The sequence below is a fragment of the Streptomyces thioluteus genome (genome assembly GCF_039535865.1).
Map to the genome: position 1 here is coordinate 1 of NZ_BAAAXZ010000120.1, position 22098 is coordinate 22098.

A 22098-nucleotide genomic window follows, 5' to 3' on the forward strand; every position below is an offset into this window, starting at 1 on the left:
CCTCGGGGAGTTCGCCTCCCTGCGGCGGATCGGCACCTTCCTGTGCACCGAGCTCGGTCACGGCAACGACGCCGCGGCCCTGGAGACCACCGCCGTCCACAACCGGGCGGACCGTACCTTCACCCTGCACACGCCGAACCCCGCCGCCCGGAAGTTCATGCCGAACACCAGCATGGCGGGCGGACCGAAAACGGCCGTGGTCGCGGCGCGCCTCCTCACCGACGGCCGGGACCAGGGCGTCTTCCTCTTCCTCACCCCGCTCACCGACGGGACCGGCACACTGCCCGGGGTCACCGTGCGCCCGCTCCCGCTGCGTCCCGGCAGCCCGGTGGACCACTGCCTGACCTCCTTCGACCACGTGGTGCTGCCCCAGGAGGCGTTGCTCTCCGGCGACCACGGGCGCTTCGCCGAGGACGGCACCTTCACCAGCGCGCTCGGCAGCAGGCGGCGGCGGTTCCTCACCAGCATCGGCCGGGTCACCGTCGGCAAGCTCTGCATGGGGGCCAGCGCGATCGGCGGCGGACGGGCGGCGCTGGCCATCGCCGTCCGGTACGCGCACCACCGCCGGATCACCGGCGCCCGTCCGGACCGCACGGTACCGGTGTGGGCCCATCGCACCCACCACGGCCCGCTGTTGGAAGGGCTCGCCACCCACTACGCGATGACCGCGCTGCACCGCGTCACCGTCGCCCGGTGGGCCGAGCGCGACCGCACCGACCCGGCGGACGTGGCCGCCGCCGAGCGCCAAGTGGCCGTCGCCAAGGGCTGGATCACCTGGCGGACGCGGGAGTTGCTGGCCGAGTGCCGCGAGCGCTGCGGCGCCCAGGGGCTGCTCCCGGAGAACGGCATCGTCACGGCCACCATGGACGTCGAGGGCCTGATCACGGCCGAGGGCGACAACCTGGCCGTCTGGGCCAAGGCCGGCGCCGAGCTCCTGCTCGACGAGGCCGCCCCGCCGCCGCCCACCGTCGGCGGCGGCGGACCGGCCGACCCGGCCGTCCGCGGCGCCCTGCTGCACGTGGCCGAGCACCGGCTCCTGGCCCGGGCCCGGACCCGGCTGCGCGAGGCACCGGCCGGGGACGGCCTGCGTCGCTGGAACGCCGCCGCGCCCGCCGCGCTGGCCGCCGTCACCGCCCGCGCGGAGCGCTCCGCCGCCGCCGCGCTGCTCGCCCTGGCGCGACGGGCCGAGGACCCGTACGCCCGCGTCCTGCTGCTCGACCTGCACCAGCTCTTCACCCTCCGGCGGATCGAGGCGTACGGCGGGGAACTGCTGAGCGCGGGTGTGCTGACGCCCCAGCAGGCCGGTCTTCTGCCGGAGTTGGCCGAGCAGTGCCTCGGCAGGCTGGCCGGGCACGGCCGCACGCTGGTCGACGCCTTCGATCTGCCGGACGAGTTCTACGCCGCCCGCCCGATCGCCAACCCCGATTACCAGCGGGCCTTCGAGGGAGGCGCGGGTGTGCTCGACGCGCCGTGACCGGATCCCGATGATCTACTTCTCTTCCGGGGAAGCGGGAAGGCATCGTCCCCCGCCCGCGTTCTGCGTACTCGGTGAACTCATGATCCCCAAGGAAAGGTGAAGCTGTGTCAGTGACGTTCGACGAGGAGACGCGCAGACTGCTGGACGGGAAGAACTTCGCCACGATCGCGACGCTCGGCCGGGACGGCGCCCCGCAGACCTCGGTGGTCTGGATCGCGCGGGACGGCGACACGGTGCTCTTCTCCACCACGGCGGGGCGCCAGAAGGGCCGGAACCTGGCCCGTGATCCGCGGATCAGCGTCACGGTGTTCGACGTGGCGAACCCGTACCGCTCCGTGGACATCCGCGGCACTGCCGAGCTCGTCGAGGACCCGGAGAAAGAGCTGCCCCGCACGCTCTCGCACAAGTACCTCGGCGAGGACCCGCCGGCCGAGCCGGACGAGGTGGTCCGGCTGATCGTCCGGATCACGCCGCGAAGGTGACCGGCTTCTCCGGGTGAGAGCGGGGGTGGGGGCGGTTCCGGCGGCCCGCCCCCGTCCCGCTCGCCAACGCGCCCGGGACGCACGCCCGGTGTGCCTGCGGACCCAAAGGGGGCCGCCCGCCGCGGACTTCCTCCACCGGGCCCGGACCGCCGGGAAAATCCGGCGAGTTGCGGCATTTCCCCGCCGTAGACGACAACGCAATCGACAACCGTATTCACGAGGAATGCTATCGATAACCGTCTCCATTGCAGCCTTTGCATAATGCGCTCCCCATACGCTTCACTTCCCTCTGTCCGTTCGCGACTCGATGGGGTGTTCATGAAAAAGGGACGCGGTAACACCGGGGAAAAGCACGCCCACCACGACCACGGTCACGGCCACGACCACAGCCATGGGCACAGCCACGGAGTGGCGCCGGACGCCGACCGCCGCTGGCTGTCCATCGCGCTCGCGCTGATCGTCGTCTACATGGCGGTGGAGGTCGTCATCGGCCTGGCCGCGGGCTCGCTCGCGCTGCTGTCCGACGCGGCCCACATGCTCTCCGACGCCGCATCCATCGTGCTGGCGCTCGTGGCGATGCGGCTCGCCGCCCGCCCCGCCCGCGGCACCTACACCTTCGGGCTCAAGCGCGCGGAGATACTCTCCGCCCTGGCCAACGGCCTGACCCTGCTGCTGGTGTCCGTCTGGCTCGCCTACGAGGCGATCAGCAGGCTCGTCAGCCCGCCCGAGGTCGACGGCGCGCTGATGTTCTACACGGCCCTGTCCGGCGTGGTCGTCAACATCGCCGCGGCCTGGTGCATGTCGAAGGCCAACCGCTCCTCGCTCAACGTCGAGGGCGCCTTCCAGCACATCATCACCGACCTGTACGCCTTCATCGCCACCGCGGCGGCCGGCGCCGTCGTCATGTTCACCGGCTTCGCCCGCGCCGACTCCGTCGCCACGCTCGTCGTCGTCGCCCTGATGCTCCGCTCCGGGATCTCCCTCGTCCGGGCGGCCCGGGCGGATCTTCCTGGAGGCCGCGCCGGCCGGGGCGGACCCGGACGCGATCGGTGCCCGGCTGGCCACCCACGAGGGCGTCGTCGAGGTGCACGACCTGCACGTCTGGGAGATCACCTCGGGCGACGTCGTGCTCTCCGCCCATGTGATCGTCGAGGTCGGCGGTGACTGCCACAGCGTGCGCCGGGCCCTGCAGACCACGCTGCGCGAGGAGTACGGGATCACCCACGCGACCCTCCAGGTCGACCACGCCCCCGCGCCCCTCGTCGGCGCCGGAGCGGTGGCGGCCCGGGCCCGCGGACCCGCACTGCGAGGACGCGCACGGCACCGTGCACCACGGGAGCGCCCGCCCCCGACGCGGGCTGACCGCCCTCACCGGGCGGCCGGGCACCCCGGGCACCTGCCGACCCGGCGGTGCGGGCAGCGGCGGGCGGTGGGACGCACCCGTACCCACCCCACCGGCCGTCCGTCCGCCGGGACGGAGCGCTGAGCGGGCAGCGCCGGGAAAGCACCCCGGGCACCGCCGAGGAAACAACCGGCAGCCTTCATGGACCCGTCCTTTCCGAATGCGCGGTATTCACCGCGTCGCGGCCGTCTCGGCCAGGGAAACCACGCGCTTCCACGCTACGCATGTCCCTTTCGCCTTCTCCTCCCACGGCCGGACGGTCGCCCGGGGGGACGGCACCCGGCCACTCGGCGGACCCGCCGGGCGCCTCCGGCGGCACCGGACTACCGTCGAATACGTGCTGTGCCGCAGAACGCCGGACGACAACGAGCCGCACGGTGACTCCGGGCCGCCCGGCAGCGGCGGCCCGCCATGACCACCCGCTGGCGCGAGGAACAGACGGGCGCCATGGTGGCCCAGGCGTCCCGCCGCGTGGCCTGGATCCGGATGGGCATGGCCGTCCCCCTCTTCCTCGCCGGAGGACACCCGGCGGCGGCCACCTACGGCGCCTGGTTCGACGGCCTCCTCGCCGCCTACCTGCTGTGGGCCTTCGGCCGGCTCCTGTGGGTCCACCACCGTCCGGTCACCGGAGTGGCGGGCGCCGCGACGCCCCTCGTCGTCGACCTCGTGATGATCACCGGACTCGCGGCGGTCTCCGGCGGCCCCGACTCCTCGGTCCGCTACGCCTACTTCATGTGGGCCATGGCCACCATCCTCTGGCAGCTGCCCGGAGTCACCGCCGTCTTCGGGGCCGTCTGCATGCTCTGCTACGCGGCCATGTCCCTGCCGCAGGCCCTGAGCCACCCCGGGTGGGACTCCTGGTCCGTCCTCGTCGACGAGTCGTACCTCCTGTGGACCGTCGTAGCATCCGTCGTCGTCGCGGCGCTGCTGGCCGAGCGCACCCGGCGGGTGTCCGAACTCATGGACAACCGCGAGCTGTTGCTCGACGACGCACTCGCCGCCGAGACGCGCGAACGCTCCCGGGTCGCCGACGCGCTGCACGACGGCGCCCGTCCAGACGCTGCTCGCCGCCCTGCACGACCTGGAGGAGGCCGAGGAGAGCGCCCCCGACGCCGAGGGGCGCGCCGCGCTCGGCCGGGCCAGGACGAAGTGCGCCGCACCGTCCGGGAGATGCGGGAGATCATCTTCAATCTGCACCCGCAGGTCCTCGCCGCCGCCGGGCTCGGCGCCGCGCTGGAGGCGGCGGGGGGAGCGGTACGCCCGCCGGGGAGGCTTCCGGATCCACTACGACATCCGCCTGCCCGGCCGGACCGGCCGCGAGACGCTGCTGTACTCGGCCGCCCGCGAAGTCCTCCGCAACGTGGTCAAGCACGCGGAGGCCACCGAGGTATGGGTGGGCCTGACGACCGAGGAGGACGAGACCGTCCTGACCGTTCGCGACAACGGCACCGGCTTCGACCCCCGCATCGTCCTGCGCCGCCTGCGCGAGGGCCACATCGGTCTGGCCAGCCACTACATGCGGGTGGAGAGCGCGGGCGGCCGGTTCCTCATCGACAGCTCGCCCGGGGCCGGGACGACGGTCGAGGTCCGGCTGCCGACGGCGGCCGGTGAGGAGGAGAGCCCGGAACAGGCACCGGTCGTCCCGTGACCACCCCCGCCCGGAACGCCGCGGAGGCACTGCGCGACCTGCTGCGCCCCGAGGGGCGCCCCCGGTACGCGGACGGGGCCGCCGCCGGTCTCGCCCTCGCCGTGCCGCTCGTCGTCGGCACCCTGTCCGGCCGCCCCGGCGCGGGAGCGGCCGTCGCCCTGCCCGCAGTGCTGATGGCCATGCCCCTGCCCGCGGGGGCCGGTCCGCGCGGCAGGGCACGCTGCCTCGCCGTACGCACCGTCTGGACGACCGCCGCGGGCGCCTACACCGCCCTGGCCGGCCACGGCATGCCCGCGCTCGCCCTCGGCGTGGCCGTCACCGCCTTCGCGGGGGCGGTGCTGCCCGAGGTGGGCGCCACGGGAGCCCTCGCCGTCCTGCTCACGGGCATCACCGGCGACGGGCGGGAGCAGACCGTGCCCGGCCTCCTCCAACTCGTCGGCTGCCTCTGGACGGCGGCGCTGCTCCTCCCGCGCCGCCACCGCGACGGAGGGGACGACGCGGTGCCCCCGCACCCGTCCCCGCGCATCCTCCGCCTGCGGCACGGCGCCCGCCTGGCCCTCCTCACCGGGGGCGCCGTCGCCCTGACGGGTGTGTCCGGGACGCTGTGGGGCCAGGGCCACTGGCTCGTCACCGCACTCCTCCTCACCCTGCGGCCCCACCCCCGAGGAGACCCGGAAGAAGTTCGCCCGGCGGGTCCTCGGCAACACCGCCGGGGGCGTGGTGACCGCCCTGCTGCTGCTCGCCCACCCCGGCCCGTACGCCGTGGCGGCCGTCGTCGGCGTCTCCGGCGCCCTCGCCTACGCCTTCCGCCCCGCCAACTACACCTACTGGGCCCTCGCCTCACCCGTGCTGCTCCTGCTGCTCAGCGACTACGGCGAGCCCCTGCCCTGGTGGGCGGCGGCGGTCCGGGCCGGGCTGAACGCGCTGGGCGGCTGCGTGGCACTCCTGGCCACCCGATGGCTGTGGCCGGGGGCCGACCCCCGTGCGGGACAGGACCCGGATAGGGGGGAGGGCGTGCCACGACCGTAGCCGACTTCAGCGGCCCGCCGCCCCCAACTCCCGTGCGGCCCGCACCAGATCCGCGTTGCCCGCGGCCCATGAACCGTCCGGCAGCCGCAGCACGTCCTCCAGCCCTACCCGGACGGACAACCCTTCCCGTACCGCCAGCCGCAGCACCGGCCACGCCCCGCCGTCCTGCCCGTGCAGCAACACGGGTATACCGCCGCCTCCGAGCGCGCCGATGTCGGCCAGCAACGCCCGGGCCGCATCCTCGGCGGCGGCCGCGTCCGTTTCGGCCATGACCTCGGCGAGGATCCGCAGCACCTTCCCGGGGAACGGCGAGGCGGCGAACCGCGCGACCGCGTCCGTCCCGGAGAAGAGACCGGCTTCTATGCCGACGCCCCGCTCGGTCAGGGCGGCGGCGACCAGATCGGCTCCGTCCTCGTGCCAGTTGACGGAGGCGTGGTCCGGCAGCACCGTCCACGAACGCACCAACTCGGCCCGCCGGCGCGGATCCGGCACGGCCCACGCGCCGGTGGTGACCCCCACCGGAACACCGGGCACCGCCGCTCGCACCCGCTCGACCACCTCCGCGACCACGGCGGGCGCGAGGGTGTCCGCACCCGCGGCGTCCTTGGGGTGCACATGGAGATCCACCGCCCCGGCGGCGACGGCCCCCCGGGCCGCCTCGGCGATCTCGGCCGGCGAGACGGGCAGGGAAGGGAACTCCCGCTTGCTCCTGGGGCCGTTCACACACGTCTGGAGAATCATGACCGCATCATGGCATCGGGGTACGACACTCCTCACGGTCGGCAGAACACCCCACGGCCTGTCCGGCCCGCGGGTGCTTCAGACGGAGAAGTTCCAGTAGTGGTCGGGCAACGTGTTGCAGGGCCACTGGACGACCTTGTCGCCCTGGGCGGTGCTCGCACCGGGGACGGCCAGGCACTGCCTGCTGTTCCAGTTCACGAGGCGTTTGCCGTTGGCCGTGTATTCGACGCCCCAGTAGTGGTCGGGCTGCGTGCCGCAAGGCCATTGGACGACCTGCGTGCCGGCGGTGGTACTGGCGCCGGGGACCGCCAGGCACTGGCCGCTGTTGTCGTTGCGCACGCGGTAGTAGCTGATCGCGCCGCTGGAGAAGGCGTACTCGAACTGCCATTGCTGGTCACGCCAGACGTCGCAGCCCCACTGGATGAGCCCCCTGCCGTTCTCCATGCTGCTGCCCGGGACGGCCAGACAGTGGGCGCTGTTGGCGTTGCGGATCCAGCCGTAGCCGTCAGCTCCTTTCTGTGTGCGTCTCTCCTGCTTCGTAGCCTCTTGGTGCGTGGTCGCGGAGGCCGTGGCCATGCCCGAGGTGAGGAGCAGTGCCGCGGCGGCCGCCAGCATCGCAGGCAGGCGGAAGTACGACTTCATGTTTCCCCCTCGATCTTGGTTGACGGGCGTACGTACAGGAATCCGAAGCGCGTGGGCCGGGAGTCGCGCCGGCGCGATCGAAGCGCAGGCTACTGTCAGGGCGCGGCGAGCGGCAGGTGCGCGGCGCGCAGCCGGGCAGGTTGGCGCGAAGGCGCCTCAGTCACCCGAGATGACGTGGCCGCGCCGGCAGCATCCCGGCCGGCAGCCGTTTGCGGGCCGGCGGGAGAGCCGCCCGCTCGCCGTGAACCGGGAGTGCGTCGGCTCGGCTTGTAGAAACCCCACAGAACACTCCCCTCGGCCCTGACCGTTGTCCCAGGACCGCGGCCCCCCGGTGATCGGTGAGGATGTGCGAGTGGCCGAACTCCTGAACCCGGCGGACCCCGCCTTCGCGCGCGACCCTTACCCGTACTACGCGCGGCTGCGCGCCCCGCGGCCCCGCCGCGCGGGTGGAGCTCGCCAACGGCACGTACGCCTGGCTCGTCACCGGCTACCGGCAGGCCCGGGAGGTCCTCGCCGACCCGCGCTTCTCCAACGTCCCGCCGCAGCGCGCAGGACGGCCCAAACCCGACTCACCGGCCGAACGCGCCCGGGCCTGCCTCGCCCGTCACATGCTCAACTCCGACGCCCCCGACCACACCCGGCTGCGCCGCCTGGCCACGGCCGCGTTCGCCCCGCGCCGCGTGGACGCCCTGCGGCCGCGGATCGAGCGGCTGGCGGCGGGGCTGACGGCCGACCTGGCCGCCCGGCTGGAACGCGAGGGCACCGCCGACCTCGTCGACGCCTTCGCCTTCCCTCTGCCCGTACTCGTCATCGGCGAGGTCCTGGGGGTGCCGGAGGCGGACCGGGCCGACCTGCGGGAGTGGACCTACCGGGTCGGCTCGCCCGCCGACGCGCTCGCGCCCGGCGCCGTGGACGAGGCGTGGTCCGCCCTCCACTCCTACTTCACCGCCCTCATCGCCGAGAAGCGAAGAGCCCCCGGCGACGACCTCTTCAGTGCCCTGGTGCACGACACGGATGAGGGAGGCCTCGACGACGCCGAACTGCTCGCGATGGCCTTCCTGTTGCTCTTCGCCGGCTACGAGACCACCATGAACCTCCTGGCCTCCGCCTCGCTCCTGCTGCTCACCCACCCCGGCGAACGCGCCGCGGCCCTGCACGGCGGCCCCGGGCGCTGGGCCGCCGTCGTCGAGGAGACCCTCCGGCACGCCAGCCCGCTGGAGGGCACCACATGGCGGCGCACGACCGAGCCCGTGGACCTCGGCGGGGGAGCGGCCCTGCCGGCCGGTGCCTCCGTCCTCGTCGCCCTTGCGGCCGCCAACCGCGACCCCGAGCACTTCCCCGAGCCCGATGCCTTCCGTCCGGACCGTCATCTCCCCGGGGGCGAACGCCCGGCGCCGCACGCCGCGTTCGGCCACGGCCCGCACTTCTGCCCCGGAGCGCGCCTGGCCCGGCTGGAGGCGACGATCGCCCTGCCCCTCCTCTTCGATACGTTCCCGGGCCTGTCGCTCGCGGCGGACCCCGCCGAACTCCCCTACCGTCCGGGGTTGTTGGTGAGGGGTCCGCGCGAGGTGCCCGTCAAGGCGTGAGGCCCCGGAGGAGCCCGGCCGTGCGCCGCTCCAGCCGCCGCGCGTCCTCCACGGCGAACGCGGAGCCGTCCACGTCGAGCGGAGCACCGCGGACGAAGGCGCTGAGCGCGGCGCCGGGCGGATCGTCCAGGACACGGAGGATCGGGGCCAGCACGGCCTCGACCGACGGGGCGGAGCGGCGCATGGCCTCGACCTGGGCCAGGGTCCCGGCGTCGTACTCACCGGAGAAACCGGTGCTGACGGTCCCGGGGTTGTAGAGGACGTACCGTGCCCTCGCCGCCGGCCGCCGGGCCGCAAAACCGACGCCCCAGCAGGTCGTTGAGCCGGCCGCTCTGCGCGAGGGCGCGCCGGCCGTCGTATGCCTCGGCGCACTGCAGGTCGTCCCAGTCGATTTCTGTGCTGCTGCCGGGGCCCGCGACGTTGAGGACGACGGGGGCGTCGGCACGGTCGAGCAGGTCGGCCAGTCCGTGACTCAGCAGATAGCGGCTCAGGTAGAAGTGGGCGAAGGTGCTCTCGAACCCGTCGGCCGTGACCAGGCGGGTGGAGCGGAAGTGCCGGGCGCACAGCACCAGTGCGTCGAGTCCCGCACAGGACGACCGGAGGAGGTCGATCAGTGACCGGTTTCTCGGCGATCAGGCTCAGATCGGCCCGGACGAAGCGGGCGCGCCCGGCCGCGCCGCGGCGCCGTGCCGTGTCGAGCCACGCCTCGCCCTTGACCGCGTCGCGTCCGACGACCACGACCTCGTCCCCCCGCTCCAGGTGCGCGAGGGCCAGCCCCCGGCCGATGCCGTCCGTGCCGCCGGTGATGACCAGGGTCTTCACAGGAACCTCGACGCGATCCGCTCGGGGGTGACATGGACGGTGACGAGCTCCGGGAGGACGGCGTACGACTCCGGATGGTGCTCGGCGTACACCTTCCCCGTGTATTTGACGGCCAGTTCGTCCATCCGCTCGGCGCTTCCCTCGCTCTGGAACCGCGCGGTGCCGCCGATGACCGCGTACCCGTAGGGCTCGTCGGGCGGGTTTGACCGTCACGCTCAGCCGTGGATCGTGCCGCAGGTTGCGCATCTTGACCTTGTCGACCCCGGTCACGAAGAACAGGTCGTCGCCGTTCCGGCCGACCCACACCACCGACTGGTGCGGGCTGCCGTCCGGGCGGAGGGTCGCCACGGTGACGAAGACCCGGGAATCGAGGACCTCGCGCAACGTCTCGGACAGATGAACCGGGCTCATATGCGGCTCCAGACAAGGGGAGGAGCGGTACGGCGACGGCCGAACCGCTGGATCAACTGCCACAATCATGTGGCAGTTGATGGTGAATCCGCAATACCCATGTGGCGGCTGTTGGCTCCTCGATCGACTCTCCCCTTATGCTCCGGACACGATGAGAGCCGACGCAGCACGCAACCTCGACGCGGTCCTCCAGACCGGGGCGCGCCTGCTCGCGACCGACCCCGGCGCGAGCATCGCGGCCATCGCCGCCGCCGCGGGCGTCGACCGGCGCACCGTCTACCGGCGCTTCAGCACCCGCGAGACCCTGATGGCCGCCGTCCACACCGCCAAGCTCGACGCCTGCGAGGACGTCCTCGACCGGGCGCGACTGGACGAGGCGCCCGTGCCGGCGGCGCTCCACCGGTACGCGGAGGGCATCATCGCCGTCAGCAGGCGCTGGCCGGTGGACATACGGCAGGTACGGGACGAGGAGGGCATCGCCCGGCTGGAGCGGCTGATCGAGCGGCTGGACGCCTTCGTCGCCCGTGCGGTGCGCGAGAAGATCCTCCGCCCCGGCCTCCCCGACGGCTGGGCCCGCTCCATGCTGACCCACCTCATCAACGTCGCCTCCCACGAGATGCCCGAGCTCTCGCCCGCCCAGGGAGCCGACCTGGTCGTCCGGTCACTGCTCTCCGGACTCGGGCCGGCCTGACGACGTCATAGGCCCAACAGGCGTCACATCGGCCGGGGTTGCCCCCTGGTGCCCTCGGCCTCGCTCTTGCGGTCACCGCGTTCGCGCAGCCGCCGCGCCCGCTCCTGGAGGCGTTCGCGTTCCCGCGGATCATCGGTGTGCTGCGCCCGCTCGTTCAATTGCTCGGCCTTGTCGCGGATCTGCCGGGCCTTCTCGGCGCGTTCGTCGGCGTCGCCCATGGTCACTCCTGGTGATGCGGAACGGTAAGGGTGAGGACCTTCCGCAAGCCAAACACGAACCCGGGCCGCCCGCACGCCCACGATCGCGGCGGCGGTCACCGCGAGCGAGGCCTGAGGGCGGACGCCAGCCTGCCCGCCGGCTCCCCGTCGAGTGCGCCCTCGACGGCGTCGCGCCAGACGGGCCCGGCCAGGGATCCGCCGAACGCGCGCGCCACGACCGTGCCGCCCACGCTCCGGCCGTCGAGGTCGCGGGGGCGGTCGGGGGTCGCCGACGACCACCGCGCCGGACAGCTCGGGTGTGTACGCGGCGAACCAGACCTGCTTGCTCGACTCGGTGGTGCCCGTCTTGCCCGCGCTGTCGCGGTGGGTGAGCGCGGCGGGCCGGCCGGTGCCGTCCTCGACGACGTCGCGCAGCATGCCGGTCACCGCGTCGGCGGTCCCGGCCGACATCGCCCGCCGGCAACGGGTCCGCGGCACGGCGAGGTCGCGGCCGTCGGACGTCGTCACCGAGGTGATGGCGACGGGCGAGCAGTACGTGCCGTGGGCGGCGAACGCCGCGTAGGCGTCGGCCACATCCAGCGGCGTGAGGTCGTTGCTCCCCAGCGTCAGCGAGGGGACCACCTGCAGGGGGCTGCCGTCGGCCCGGGAGGTGATGCCCAGCCTGCCGGCCACGGCGGCCACGTCGCACAGACCGGTGTCGGCCTCCAGCCGGGCGAAGTAGGTGTTGACGGACTGGGCCATGGCCTCCGGCATGGTGAACGGGCCGACCAGGGACGGACTGTCGTTGTGGACCTCGCCGGCCTCGGGGAAGCGCCTGCCCCCGCAGTCGGTCATGGCCGGCCAGGTCATGGCGTACGGCGAGGGGTACGTCCGCGACGGCCGGATGCCGTTCTCCAGGGCCGCGGCCGCGACGACCGGCTTGAAGACCGAGCCGGTCGGGAAGCCCAGGCCGCCCCCATGCGCGTGCCGACGCCGAGGTTGATCTGTGTCCGGTGGGCCCCCACGCCGTAGTCCCGGCTCTGGCCCATCGCCACGATCCGTCCGGTGCCGGGCCGGACCATGACCATCGCTGCCGCGGCCTCGTCGGCGGGGCGGACGTGCGAGGTGACGGACCGGTGGAGTGCCTCCTGGGCCTTGGGCACCAGCGTGGTGCGGATCCGCAGGCCGCCCCGCCGCCACAGGGCCTGCCGTTGGGCGGCCGTCCGGCCGAACGCCGGATCGCCCAGGACCACCCGGCGCACGTAGTCGCAGAAGAACGCCGCGCCGTCGGCGGCCGCGGCACAGCCCCGGCGCGGCGCACTGACGCGCAGCCCGAGGGGTGTGCCCATCGCCTGCCCGGCCTGCGCCTCGGTGATGGTGCCGTAACGGGCCATCGTCCGCAGCACCGTGTCACGGCGCTCCTTGGCCGCCCGGGGACGGGCGACCGGGTCGTACGCGGTCGGGGACTGGACCAGTCCGGCCAGCAGCGCGGCCTGCGGCAGGGTGAGGTCGGCGGCGTGCACGCCGAAGTACCGTTCCGCCGCGGCCTCCACGCCGTACGCCTGCTCGCCGAAGAAGGCGATGTTCAGGTAGTCGGTGAGGATGCGGTCCTTGGAGCGGGTCCTCTCCAGACCGATCGCGTACCGCAGTTCGCGGACCTTACGGTCGAGGGTCTGGCGGCGGGCCTGCCGCACGGCCCCGGCGTCGTTCCCCGCCGCCTCGACGAAGACGTTCTTCACGTACTGCTGGGTCAGGGTGGAGGCACCCTGGGCGACGCGGCCGCTGCCCGCGTTCGCGCCGAGGGCGCGCAGGACGGCCCGGGAGTCGAGGGCGCCGTGCCGGTAGAAGCGGTGGTCCTCGATGTCGACGATCGCCCGGCGCATGACGGGGGCGATCCGGTCGCCGGGTACGACGGTGCGGTCGCGGGCGGAGACGGTGGCCACCAGGCCGCCGTCGGCGTCGTAGATCCGGGAGGACTGGGCGAGGCCGGAGGTCCTCAGTCCGGCGGGCAGGGCGTCGAAGTCCGCCGCCGCGGTCCTGGCGTACGCCCCCAGCGTGCCCACGACGGGCAGGGCGGCGCCGGCGGCGAGGAGCCCTGCGAGGAGGGCGGTCGCCACGAACTGGCAGACGCGGAGCGGGCGCGGGACGGGCGACATGAGAGGACCGTACACGGAAAGTCTGAGAATTCCCTCAAGTGCCCCTCTATATACGGCAATTACGGTCATCCGGGACGGCTGGCCGCGCCCGCGGGGGCATCGCTTCCGGACGTTCTGCCCCTCACGGCCCTCCGGCAGCCTCCCGATGGCTGACGGAAGCGCCTTCCGTCTTGTACGACGGAGCCACTCGGTGTGCGTCGGCGCACTCCCGACCCTCTGCGACGAGGTGACAACATGGCCGAGCTCTCCCGAAGAAGGCTGCTGGGATCGGCGCTGGGCGCGGGCGGTCTGGCCGCGGCGTCCTCCTTCTTCCCGCCCCATCTCAGAAGCGCGGCGGCCCGGCCGCCGAGACGTCTGAGAAGCCTGGACGAGATCGAGCACGTCGTGGTCCTGATGCAGGAGAACCGCTCGTTCGACCACTACTTCGGCACGCTGCGCGGGGTCCGCGGCTTCGACGACCCGGACGCCGTGACCCTGCCCGGCGGCCGGTCCGTCCTCTACCAGCCCGACCCCGTCAACCCCGAGGGCTATCTGCTGCCCTTCCACCTCGACACCCGGACCACCAGCTCGCAGGCCATCCCGTCCACCAGCCACGCCTGGACCGTGCAGCACGCGGCCGTCAACGGCGGCAGGATGGACAACTGGGTTCCCGCGCACCGCAAGGCCGACGGCGAGAAGTACGGGCCCTACACGATGGGCTACTACGAGCGGGACGACATCCCGTTCCACTTCGCGCTCGCCGAGTCCTTCACCCTGTGCGACGCCTACCACTGCTCCGTCCTCGGCCCGACCTGGCCCAACCGGCTCTACCTCTGGACCGGCACGATCGACCCGGGCGGCCGCGACGGCGGGCCGGTGACCAGCAACGACATCCCCAAGCCGTTCCGTTGGACGACCTACGCGGAGCGGCTCACCGCGGCCGGCGTCTCCTGGCACGTCTACCAGGAGGAGGACGACTACGGCTGCAACCCGCTGGAGTTCTTCCAGGCGTTCCAGGACGCCAGGCCGGGGGACCCCCTCTACGAGCACGGGCTGACCATCACGTCAGGGGACGGGTTCGCCGACGACGCGCGCGCGGGCCGGCTGCCGACCGTCTCGTGGATCATCCCGGCGTCACCCCAGTGCGAGCACCCGGACTATCTCCCCGCGGCCGGCGCGGACTTCCTCGCCCGGCAGCTCGACGCGGTCGCCGCCAACCCGGACGTCTGGAACAAGACCGTCTTCATCGTCAACTACGACGAGAACGACGGTCTGTTCGACCACGTCGTCCCGCCGATGCCGCCCGCGGGCACCCCGGACGAGTTCGCCCGCGGGGCGCCGATCGGCGCCGGGATACGGGTGCCGTGCTTCGTCGTCTCGCCCTGGAGCCAGGGCGGGTACGTGGCAGGTGAACCCTTCGACCACACCTCGGTCCTGCGGTTCCTGGAGCGCGTCACCGGAGTGCGCGAGCCCAACATCAGCGACTGGCGCCGGCGGACCTTCGGCGACCTCACCTCGGCACTCGGCCTCCCGGCGGGCAAGCCCTTCCCCCGGCTCCCGGAGACCCGCGGCCCGCTGTGGCGCGCGGAACACGACGTGGCCACACTGCCCCCGGCGACGTTCCCCGGCGAGGACCAGGAACCGCCGCACCAGGAGGAGGGCGTCACGACCCGCCCGCCGGCATCCGCGGGCGAGCGGGGGAAGCTGCGGGGCTCCCGCCCGTACGCCAGGAGTCGGCTCGTCGACGGCACCAGCGGTACCGCGGGGGGCGTCTTCCCCGGAATCCAGAAATCCGTGCCGAAGCGGGCTCCCGTCAAGGGCGTTCACGTCTACGCGGCCGGGATCGTCAGCAACACCGTCTCCGTCGTCGACGCGGCGACCCACAAGCTGGTCGCCGCCGTCGACGCCGGGATCAACCCGTACGGCATCGCCCGGACCCCCGACGGGCGCAAGCTCTACATCACCAACTCGGGGGCGAGCAACGTGTCCGTGCTGGACACCGCGCAGGGCCGCATCGTCTCCGCCGTCACGGTCGGCCTCTACCCGCACGGCATCGCCGTCTCGCCGGACGGCGCGTACGCCTACGTCGCCGACACCGGCCCCGACGGCGCCGGGGGTTCGTACTCCGTCTCGGTGATCGACACGCGGACGGACAAGGTCTCCGCGACCTGGCGCATCGGCCTCGGTCCCCGCTCCGTGGCCGTCGCCCCCGACGGCCGGACGCTCTATGTGGCGTGCGCCGAGGGCCTGTTCGCCGTCGACACCGGGCAGGGTGCCACGCGGGCCCGGCTGCCCGAGCAGGCGCGTGCGGGAGGCATCGCGGTGCACCCCGACGGCAGCCGCGTCTATGTGGCCAACACCTGGGCCGGCACCGTGTCGGTGATCGACACCCGCGGCCGCCGGGCCGTGGCGGGCCTCCGCGTCGGCCGGAACCCCTGGCAGGTCGTGCCGAGCCCGGACGGCAGCCGGGTCTACGTCACCGGAGCGAACGACGACACCGTGACCGCCGTGGACGCCGCCGGTCGCCGGGTCCTGGGCACCGTACGGGTCGGCCATGTGCCGACGGGCATCACCGTGGCCGGGGACACCGTCTGGGTGGCCACGAACGCCTCCAGCACGGTCGACGCGATCGACGCCAAGTCCTTGAAGGTGGTGGCCAGTACGCCGCTCGGGCTGGCGACGTCGCCCAGCGGCGTGGTCGTCGCCTGACGGCCGGGGGCTCAGCTCCCGGCGGCGAGCCGGCGCTCGAGCGGGGTGCGGTAGCAGGGGGTGACGCCCGTCCCGCCGAGGAAGGCGGTGAGGCGGGCGGTCTCCTCCTCCACGGCCGCCCTCGCCGCGCGCCCGGGGTCGGTGAGGAAGTGGTGGTTGATGTGCCCGTCGGGGTGCTGGGCCCATGCGCCGACGATGCGGCCGTTCCACCAGATCGTGGGGCCGATGTTGCCGTTGCGGTCGAAGAGTTGTCCGGTGTGCTCGGGGTCCAGATACCAGTCGCGGTGGCGCCAGCCCATCGCGGTGGGGTCGAGACCGGGCAGCAGGACCGCGCCGGGCTCGGCGGCGGGGACCGGGCCGAGGTCGTCGGGCAGGACGTAGCCGGTGCCCTCGTCCAGTTCGACGGCCCGGGCCCCGACGGCCGCGAGGGCCTTGCGGGTGTCGGTCAGCGTCCAGCCCGCCCACCACTTGAGGTCGTCCGGGGTGACGGGCCCGAACGCCGCGAGGTAGTGCCGGGCGAGCAGTGTCTTCGCCTCGGCCGCGGGGAGGACGGGCAGCGGCCGGGCAGGGGCCCACCGGAACTGCGCCGACGTCCAGGAACCGGCCGGCCGGTGACGCCGGATGCGGCCCTCGGCGGCCAGCAGCCCGAGGACGGGAGCACTGGCACGCTGCCGGGATTCGTACGGCTTGCCGGGGGAGAGGACGATCTGCTCGCGCAAGTCGGCTATCTCGGCGGCGAGTTCGGCCGCCGTGGCCCCGCCCCGCCGGGTGAGCGCGGCGAGCACGGCCTGCTCGACGGCCGTGTGACGGCGCCCGTCCCAGCCGAGGGTCTCGCGCAGGTGCCGCAGGGACTGCGTGCGGTGCGCGTCGGTGCCCTTGACCGTCGCGGCCTGCAGCGCGGGGGCGGTGCGGGAGGGGACGACGAACATGGTGCGGCGCATGCAGCGGATCCGCTCCAGGCGGCCCGAGTCGTAGAGGGCCTCGTCGACGGCGGCGACGGTGGGCGTGCGCATGCGCGCGGCCGCGGCCAGGAAGACGGTGGCCGGGTCGGTGGCGTGCAGGGCGACCAGCGCGTCGGCCACCTCGTGGGGCGTGGTGACGCGGGCGGAAGGAGTCAGGAGGTGCCGCCGGGCGAGCCGGGCGCGGCGCTCGGCGGCGGTGATGCGGGGCAGGGCGGTCATCGTCTCTCTCAGCGGGCGCCGTGGATACAGAAAGGCTGGCCGGACGGGTCGAGCAGCACGGTCCAGTGCTTCCCGCCGGGCTGGTGCGCGGGCTTCGTCGCGCCCATCTCCAGCAGCCGCCGCTCCGCCGCCTCGACATCCGGGAACACGAAGTCCATGTGGAACGGCAGCTCTTCCTCGGGCCAGTTGGGGGCCGTGCAGGATGGGGATGTGTAGAAGAGGTACATGGACCGGCCGACGTGGAAGGCGCAGGCGGCCTCGTTGCCCTCGGCGTCGGGGTACGTCTGCTCGACCTCGGTGCCGAGGGCCTCGGCGTAGAAGTCGGCGAGCTTCCGGCCGTCACGGGCCCACAGGGCGTGGCACATGATGCTTCCGGAGAGGGGGTTCTGGCTGGTCATGGTGGTGCTTCCTTACGGTGGGCCGGGGTGGGGGAGGGGGACGGCGGCAGGGCCGGCTCAGCGCACGACCTTGATGCCGAAGTGGCCGCCGAACTGCTGGCCGAGGCCGAAGCCGATGGCGCTGTGCATGTGGGCGTACATCTCCATGCCGCGGGCGCAGACGAGCGGGCCGAGGTCGAGGACATCGGTCCAGCCGTAGGCCTTCAGCAGCTCGGTGACCTGCTGCTTGGCGTCGGCGTGGTCGCCCGCGACGAACATGGTGTGGTCGCCGCCGCCGATGGCCCCCGGGTTGACGACGGTGGACTGCTCCTGGGTGACGAAGCTCTTGACCACCTTGGTCCCGGGCAGGGCCCGCTGGATCTGTTCGGCGAGGCTGTCGGTGTCGCACGGGTCGAGCTTCGGCATGATGCCCCACGGGGTCGGCCAGGGGTGCTCGGCGTCGTGCCGGTAGATGAAGGGGACGGCGTAGTCGACGAGCGTCTTGCCCCGCAGCGCGTCCGCGGCGGCGGTCAGGGCGGCGACGGCGTTGTGGCCGTCGATGCCGTTGATCACGAGCCCGTCGGCGGCGGCCGCGGCCTCGCCGAAGGACAGCAGGGTGATGCCGGGGCGGTCGGCGAGCCACTGACCGTAGGGCGCGTTGCCCATCATGTCGGGCTCGGTGCGGGCCAGCGTGGCCCGGGGGTCGCGGGTGCCGACGAACACCTCGTGGCCGAGCTCGACGAGCTTCGCGGCGTGCTCGCGGGCACCGCCGCCGGTGCCGAGAACTGCGATTTTCATGGTGAATCCTCCTGGTTTGGTCGTGCGGACAGATCCACACTAGGACCCTTTCAGGACAATCCATGTCCTTTAAGAGCGGCATAGTGGAATCCATGACGAGCGACATGACCGCCCGCATGTTGCGGCTGCTGGCCCTGCTGCAGACCCGGCGGGAATGGTCCGGCTCCGACCTGGCCGGCCGGCTGGAGGTGACCGTCCGCACCGTCCGCCGCGACATGGACCGGCTGCGCGAGCTGGGCTATCCCGTCGAGAGCGTCCGCGGGCACGCCGGCGGCTACCGCCTGGCCCCCGGGGCCGACCTGCCGCCGCTCCTCCTCGACGACGACGAGGCCGTCGCCATCGCCGTCGCCCTGCGCACCGCCGCCGGCGGCCTGACCGGCATCGAGGAGACCGCGCTACGAGCCCTGGCCAAGCTCGAACAGGTCCTCCCGCGCCGGCTGCGCGGCCAGGTCACCGCCCTCCAGACGTCCCTCGCCGGCATCGCCTGGGAAAGCCGTGGCCCGCGCGCCGACCCGGCCCTCCTGGCCACCCTCGCCGTCGCCTGCCGCGACCACGAGGTGATCGCCTTCGACTACACGACGCGCCAGGGCACGACCACCCCGCGCCGGGCCGAGCCCTGCCATCTGGTCGCCTCCGGCGACCTCTGGTACCTCCTCGCCCACGACTCCGACAAGGACGACTGGCGCCTCTTCCGCCTCGACCGCATCACCCGGCCCGTGCCCACCGGCCGCCGGGTCCCGCCGCGCCCCGTCCCCGGCGACGACCCCGCCGCCTTCGTCGCCGGACGCCTGTCGGCCGCCCCCACCCGCCACCGCGCCGTCGCCACCGTCCGGGCCTCCGCCGACCACGTCCGCGCCCGCACCCGGGGCCTGGGCACCCGCATCCGCCCCCTCACCGCCACCACCTGCACCGTCGACGCCTCCGACGACGCCCTGCCGTACATCGCCCGGACCCTGGCCGGCCTCGACACCGACTACACCCTCGACGCGGACCCCGACGTCCTGGACCACCTGCGCGAGACGGCCGAACGCACCCTGCGCGCCCTGGCCGGACCACGATCGTCTGACTAAGGTCAGAGGGATGGATGCCGAACAGACCGCCCGGGTCCGGGCGTTCAACCGCACCGTCACCGAACGCGTGGGCGTGCTCCACGACCGCTACCTCGGCCGCGACCGGCCCGTCGGGGAGGCCCGGCTGCTCTGGGAGACCGGCGAACAGGGCCGGGACGTACGGTGGTTGCGCGAGCGCCTCGGCCTCGACTCCGGCTACGTCAGCCGCCTGCTGCGCGCCCTGGAGGCCGACGGCCTCGTCACCGTCGAGGCGCAGCCCCGGGACCGGCGGGTGCGCACCGTCCGGCTCACCGACGCGGGCCGCGCCGAGCGCGCCGCGCTCGACGCCCGCGGCGACGAACTGGCCGGCTCCCTGCTGGAACCGCTCAACCCCGCCCAGCGCGCCCGCCTCGTCGCCGCCATGACCGAGGCCGACCGGCTGCTGACCGCCGCGACGGTCGCCCTGGACGTCCTCGACCCCGCCCACCCCGACGGCGCGCACTGCCTGCGCTCCTACGCCGCCGAACTGCGGGAGCGCTTCGGCACCGGCTTCGACCCGGCCCGCAGCCTGCTGCCCGACCCGGGTGAACTCCGGCCGCCACGCGGCCTGTTCCTGGTCGCCCGGCTGCACGGCGACCCCGTCGGCTGCGCCGGACTGAAGCTTCCTCCCGGCGGCCCGGCCGAGGTCGAGCGCATGTGGGTCGCGCCCGGCGCCCGGGGTCTCGGACTCGGCCGCCGCTTCCTGTCCGAACTGGAAGCCCGCGCCGCCCGGCACGGCAGCACCGTCCTGCGCCTGGACACCGACAAGGCCCTCACCGCGGCGATCGGCCTGTACCGCGCCCACGGCTTCCAGGAGGTCGCGGCGTTCAACGACGAACCGTACGCCCAGCATTGGTTCGAAAAACGGATCGCCGTCAGTCCTGCTGCGCGGTGAAAGCCGCGTAGGCCGCCTCGTCGAAGAGGACGAAACGCACCTCGCGCACCGATGTCTCCGCCGCCCGCACCGTCGCCACGGCGATGCGGGCGCCGTCGTCCAGCGGCCAGCCGTAGATACCGGTGGACACGGCCGGGAAGGCGACGGTCGTGGCGCCCAACTCGTCGGCGACGCGCAGTGATTCGCGGTAGCAGGAGGCCAGCAGGGCGGAGCGGTCCTCGCTCGGTGACCAGCGGGGACCGACCGTGTGGATCACCCAGCGGGCCGGCAGCCGGCCCGCGGTCGTCGCCACGGCCAGCCCGGTCGGCAGGCCCTTGCCGTAGTGGGAGGCGCGCAGATCACGGCAGGCGGCGAGGATCTCCGGGCCGCCTGCGCGATGGATCGCCCCGTCGACGCCCCCGCCGCCGAGCAGCGAGGAGTTCGCGGCGTTGACGACGGCGTCGACGTGCTGTTGCGTGATGTCGCCCCGGACGAAGGTGATGGTGACCATGCGCACCATCTTCCGGGTTTCCCGGGCATGTTGCCCGGCAGAACACAGGGGAGGCCGAGCACCGGTCGGTCAGCGGAGGAAGGGATCGACGGCGAGGGCGGTGAACAGCAGGGAGATGTAGCTGATCGACCAGTGGAAGAGGCGCATCTCCTTCAGCTTCGCGCCACGGAGGCCGGCCCGGGCCCGGGCGTGGAGCGCGTGGGCCTCCCGCAGCCAGCAGCCGCCGAGCCCGGCCGCCGCGCAGGTGTAGAACCAGCCCACCCCGCCGAGCGGCCACAGCGCGAGCGACACGGCGACCATCAGCCAGCTGTACACCACGATCTGCCGGGTCACCGCGGTGGTGCCGGCCACCACCGGCAGCATCGGCACGCCCACGCGTTCGTAGTCGGCCCGGGTCTTCATGGACAGTGGCCAGTAGTGCGGCGGGGTCCAGAGGAAGACCACCAGGCAGAGTGCCACCGCCGTCCAGGACACCGACCCCGTCACGGCGGACCAGCCGATGAGGACCGGCATGCCACCCGCGACGCCGCCCCACACGATGTTCTGCGAGGTACGCCGCTTGAGCAGCATGGTGTAGATCACCGTGTAGAAGAGCAGCGCGCCGAACGAGAGCAGTGCCGAGAGCGGGTTGACCAGGGCCCAGAGCCAGGCGACCGAGGCGATCGCGAGCACACCGGCGAAGACCAGGCACTCGCGTGGGGAGACGACCCCGGTGACCAGGGGGCGGCCCGCGGTGCGGTCCATCCGCGCGTCGATGTCCCGGTCGAGGTACATGTTGAACGCACAGGCGCTGCCCGCGGACAGGTAGCCGCCGGTGCAGGTGGCCAGCACCAGCGCCAGGTCGGGCACGCCCCGGGCGGCCAGGAACATCACGGGGACGGTGGTCACCAGCAGCAACTCGATGATCCGCGGCTTGGTCAGCGCGACGAACGCGGCCACCCGGGCCGCGGAGGTCGGACGGACCGGGACCGGGAGATCGCCGGGGTGCGGGGGAGGATCGGGCTCCGACGGGGAGGTGTGCGAAGTCCTGTCGAGGATGTGATCCATGATGCGGAACCTTGCGAGGAGAACCTGGTGGCACCGACCGTCATGCCGGGCCCCACAGCCGTCGAAGGGCGGTGGGCAGCGGGGAAGTTGAGGCACGGCCACCCCGACCCGGGTTGCGTGACGCAGTAGGTCGGATGCCCCAAAGCTATCACTGCCGGAAACGCGGGCCGGATTTCCGCCACCACGATGGCTGGCGGTCCGGTCGCCGGCGCAGGAACGACGTGAGGCGAACGGCCCGCCGGGCGCGGCC

Annotated in this window: 21 protein-coding genes and 4 pseudogenes; 11 read left to right on the forward strand and 14 right to left on the reverse strand. The window is 73.4% G+C overall.

Translation table 11 applies throughout. The features are described 5' to 3' along the window. The 5 genes and pseudogenes from ABD794_RS15705 to ABD794_RS19055 form a co-directional block, all read left to right on the forward strand. Positions 1-1474 (forward strand): acyl-CoA dehydrogenase family protein (locus ABD794_RS15705; RefSeq protein ID WP_344963953.1); only part of this gene is annotated, 1474 nt, incomplete at its 5' end. A gap of 107 nt (positions 1475-1581) precedes the next feature. Then, on the forward strand, positions 1582-1959 hold the full coding sequence (locus ABD794_RS15710) for a PPOX class F420-dependent oxidoreductase (protein WP_344963955.1): 378 nt from the start codon (positions 1582-1584) through the stop codon (positions 1957-1959). A 318-nt stretch (positions 1960-2277) separates the two neighbouring features. After that, positions 2278-3290: pseudogene (locus ABD794_RS15715) on the forward strand (cation diffusion facilitator family transporter); the annotation flags it as partial. A 1431-nt stretch (positions 3291-4721) separates the two neighbouring features. Then, a complete protein-coding gene (locus tag ABD794_RS19050; RefSeq protein ID WP_425586032.1) occupies positions 4722-5009 on the forward strand; it encodes a sensor histidine kinase in 288 nt (95 codons plus the stop codon). 588 nt (positions 5010-5597) lie between these two features. Next, positions 5598-6038: an FUSC family protein gene (locus ABD794_RS19055; RefSeq protein WP_425586033.1), complete on the forward strand. Its 441-nt coding sequence runs from the start codon at positions 5598-5600 to the stop codon at positions 6036-6038. A gap of 6 nt (positions 6039-6044) precedes the next feature. On the opposite strand, the gene ABD794_RS15730 is transcribed toward ABD794_RS19055, so the two are convergent. Both ABD794_RS15730 and ABD794_RS15735 read right to left on the reverse strand, forming a co-directional pair. After that, positions 6045-6779: a 3-keto-5-aminohexanoate cleavage protein gene (locus tag ABD794_RS15730; RefSeq protein ID WP_344963961.1), complete on the reverse strand. Its 735-nt coding sequence runs from the start codon at positions 6777-6779 to the stop codon at positions 6045-6047. 78 nt (positions 6780-6857) lie between these two features. Further along, on the reverse strand, positions 6858-7421 hold the full coding sequence (locus ABD794_RS15735) for an RICIN domain-containing protein (RefSeq protein WP_344963963.1): 564 nt from the start codon (positions 7419-7421) through the stop codon (positions 6858-6860). Positions 7422-7867: 446 nt separating this feature from the next. On the opposite strand from ABD794_RS15735, the gene ABD794_RS15740 reads away from it, so the two are divergent. Next, positions 7868-9007, forward strand: coding sequence for a cytochrome P450 (locus tag ABD794_RS15740; RefSeq protein ID WP_344963965.1), 1140 nt, complete (start codon positions 7868-7870; stop codon positions 9005-9007). Here ABD794_RS15740 and ABD794_RS15745 read toward each other — a convergent pair. From ABD794_RS15745 to ABD794_RS19070, 5 genes and pseudogenes are all read right to left on the reverse strand, one after another. Further along, the gene (locus ABD794_RS15745; RefSeq protein WP_344963967.1) at positions 8997-9191 is read right to left on the reverse strand and encodes a hypothetical protein; all 195 of its coding nucleotides are present in this window, start codon (positions 9189-9191) and stop codon (positions 8997-8999) included. The two genes, ABD794_RS15740 and ABD794_RS15745, sit on opposite strands and share 11 nt — an antisense overlap. Positions 9192-9225: 34 nt before the next feature. Beyond that, positions 9226-9576, reverse strand: coding sequence for a Rossmann-fold NAD(P)-binding domain-containing protein (locus ABD794_RS15750; protein ID WP_344963969.1), 351 nt, complete (start codon positions 9574-9576; stop codon positions 9226-9228). 127 nt (positions 9577-9703) lie between these two features. Continuing rightward, positions 9704-9829, reverse strand: a pseudogene (locus ABD794_RS19060) (SDR family NAD(P)-dependent oxidoreductase); the annotation flags it as partial. Further along, positions 9826-9954 (reverse strand): hypothetical protein, encoded by a 129-nt coding sequence (locus ABD794_RS19065; protein WP_425586034.1) that lies wholly within the window; start codon positions 9952-9954, stop codon positions 9826-9828. The gene ABD794_RS19065 and the pseudogene ABD794_RS19060, both read right to left, overlap by 4 nt. A gap of 97 nt (positions 9955-10051) precedes the next feature. After that, a pseudogene (locus tag ABD794_RS19070) lies at positions 10052-10309 on the reverse strand (pyridoxamine 5'-phosphate oxidase family protein); the annotation flags it as partial. 82 nt (positions 10310-10391) lie between these two features. On the opposite strand from ABD794_RS19070, the gene ABD794_RS15760 reads away from it, so the two are divergent. After that, positions 10392-10931, forward strand: a complete 540-nt coding sequence (locus ABD794_RS15760; RefSeq protein ID WP_344963970.1) for a TetR family transcriptional regulator — start codon at positions 10392-10394, stop codon at positions 10929-10931. A 23-nt stretch (positions 10932-10954) separates the two neighbouring features. Here ABD794_RS15760 and ABD794_RS15765 read toward each other — a convergent pair whose 3' ends face one another. Further along, positions 10955-12097: a DUF6381 family protein gene (locus ABD794_RS15765; protein ID WP_344963990.1), complete on the reverse strand. Its 1143-nt coding sequence runs from the start codon at positions 12095-12097 to the stop codon at positions 10955-10957. Further along, complete coding sequence (locus tag ABD794_RS15770) at positions 11995-13284, reverse strand: transglycosylase domain-containing protein (RefSeq protein ID WP_344963972.1); 1290 nt, start codon at positions 13282-13284, stop codon at positions 11995-11997. The genes ABD794_RS15765 and ABD794_RS15770 overlap by 103 nt, the downstream gene beginning before the upstream one ends. A 234-nt stretch (positions 13285-13518) precedes the next feature. Between ABD794_RS15770 and ABD794_RS15775 the strand changes: the two are divergent. Beyond that, a pseudogene (locus ABD794_RS15775) lies at positions 13519-14925 on the forward strand (alkaline phosphatase family protein); the annotation flags it as partial. Positions 14926-15057: 132 nt separating this feature from the next. Continuing rightward, positions 15058-15972, forward strand: a complete 915-nt coding sequence (locus tag ABD794_RS15780; protein WP_344963992.1) for a YVTN family beta-propeller repeat protein — start codon at positions 15058-15060, stop codon at positions 15970-15972. A gap of 11 nt (positions 15973-15983) precedes the next feature. Here ABD794_RS15780 and ABD794_RS15785 read toward each other — a convergent pair whose 3' ends face one another. The 3 genes from ABD794_RS15785 to ABD794_RS15795 are packed head-to-tail and all read right to left on the reverse strand — an operon-like array spanning position 15984 to position 18328. Beyond that, a complete protein-coding gene (locus ABD794_RS15785; RefSeq protein ID WP_344963975.1) occupies positions 15984-17153 on the reverse strand; it encodes a winged helix DNA-binding domain-containing protein in 1170 nt (389 codons plus the stop codon). Positions 17154-17161: 8 nt separating this feature from the next. Further along, positions 17162-17551: a VOC family protein gene (locus tag ABD794_RS15790; protein WP_344963977.1), complete on the reverse strand. Its 390-nt coding sequence runs from the start codon at positions 17549-17551 to the stop codon at positions 17162-17164. Positions 17552-17608: 57 nt separating this feature from the next. Continuing rightward, positions 17609-18328: an NADPH-dependent F420 reductase gene (locus ABD794_RS15795; RefSeq protein WP_344963979.1), complete on the reverse strand. Its 720-nt coding sequence runs from the start codon at positions 18326-18328 to the stop codon at positions 17609-17611. A 92-nt stretch (positions 18329-18420) separates the two neighbouring features. On the opposite strand from ABD794_RS15795, the gene ABD794_RS15800 reads away from it, so the two are divergent. Together ABD794_RS15800 and ABD794_RS15805 are read left to right on the forward strand one after the other, a co-directional pair. After that, positions 18421-19398: a helix-turn-helix transcriptional regulator gene (locus ABD794_RS15800; RefSeq protein WP_344963982.1), complete on the forward strand. Its 978-nt coding sequence runs from the start codon at positions 18421-18423 to the stop codon at positions 19396-19398. A gap of 10 nt (positions 19399-19408) precedes the next feature. Then, positions 19409-20311, forward strand: a complete 903-nt coding sequence (locus ABD794_RS15805; protein WP_344963984.1) for a bifunctional helix-turn-helix transcriptional regulator/GNAT family N-acetyltransferase — start codon at positions 19409-19411, stop codon at positions 20309-20311. Here the strand turns inward: ABD794_RS15805 and ABD794_RS15810 are convergent. Beyond that, positions 20292-20801, reverse strand: a complete 510-nt coding sequence (locus tag ABD794_RS15810; RefSeq protein WP_344963986.1) for an O-acetyl-ADP-ribose deacetylase — start codon at positions 20799-20801, stop codon at positions 20292-20294. The genes ABD794_RS15805 and ABD794_RS15810 overlap by 20 nt on opposite strands. 69 nt (positions 20802-20870) lie before the next feature. Then, a complete protein-coding gene (locus tag ABD794_RS15815) occupies positions 20871-21848 on the reverse strand; it encodes a heme o synthase (RefSeq protein ID WP_344963988.1) in 978 nt (325 codons plus the stop codon). Positions 21849-22098 lie beyond the last annotated feature (250 nt).

What these genes read in the sequence shown, in the direction of transcription:
- ABD794_RS15735 (WP_344963963.1), bottom strand. Translation starts at nt 7,421, where the DNA reads ATGAAGTCGTACTTCCGCCTGCCTGCGATGCTGGCGGCCGCCGCGGCA.
- ABD794_RS15815 (WP_344963988.1), bottom strand. Translation starts at nt 21,848, where the DNA reads ATGGATCACATCCTCGACAGGACTTCGCACACCTCCCCGTCGGAGCCC.
- ABD794_RS15790 (WP_344963977.1), bottom strand. Translation starts at nt 17,551, where the DNA reads ATGACCAGCCAGAACCCCCTCTCCGGAAGCATCATGTGCCACGCCCTG.
- ABD794_RS15785 (WP_344963975.1), bottom strand. Translation starts at nt 17,153, where the DNA reads ATGACCGCCCTGCCCCGCATCACCGCCGCCGAGCGCCGCGCCCGGCTC.
- ABD794_RS15730 (WP_344963961.1), bottom strand. Translation starts at nt 6,779, where the DNA reads ATGATTCTCCAGACGTGTGTGAACGGCCCCAGGAGCAAGCGGGAGTTC.
- ABD794_RS15805 (WP_344963984.1), top strand. Translation starts at nt 19,409, where the DNA reads ATGGATGCCGAACAGACCGCCCGGGTCCGGGCGTTCAACCGCACCGTC.
- ABD794_RS15795 (WP_344963979.1), bottom strand. Translation starts at nt 18,328, where the DNA reads ATGAAAATCGCAGTTCTCGGCACCGGCGGCGGTGCCCGCGAGCACGCC.
- ABD794_RS15810 (WP_344963986.1), bottom strand. Translation starts at nt 20,801, where the DNA reads ATGGTCACCATCACCTTCGTCCGGGGCGACATCACGCAACAGCACGTC.
- ABD794_RS15770 (WP_344963972.1), bottom strand. Translation starts at nt 13,284, where the DNA reads ATGTCGCCCGTCCCGCGCCCGCTCCGCGTCTGCCAGTTCGTGGCGACC.
- ABD794_RS15760 (WP_344963970.1), top strand. Translation starts at nt 10,392, where the DNA reads ATGAGAGCCGACGCAGCACGCAACCTCGACGCGGTCCTCCAGACCGGG.
- ABD794_RS15800 (WP_344963982.1), top strand. Translation starts at nt 18,421, where the DNA reads ATGACGAGCGACATGACCGCCCGCATGTTGCGGCTGCTGGCCCTGCTG.
- ABD794_RS15745 (WP_344963967.1), bottom strand. Translation starts at nt 9,191, where the DNA reads ATGCGCCGCTCCGCCCCGTCGGTCGAGGCCGTGCTGGCCCCGATCCTC.
- ABD794_RS19065 (WP_425586034.1), bottom strand. Translation starts at nt 9,954, where the DNA reads ATGGACGAACTGGCCGTCAAATACACGGGGAAGGTGTACGCCGAGCAC.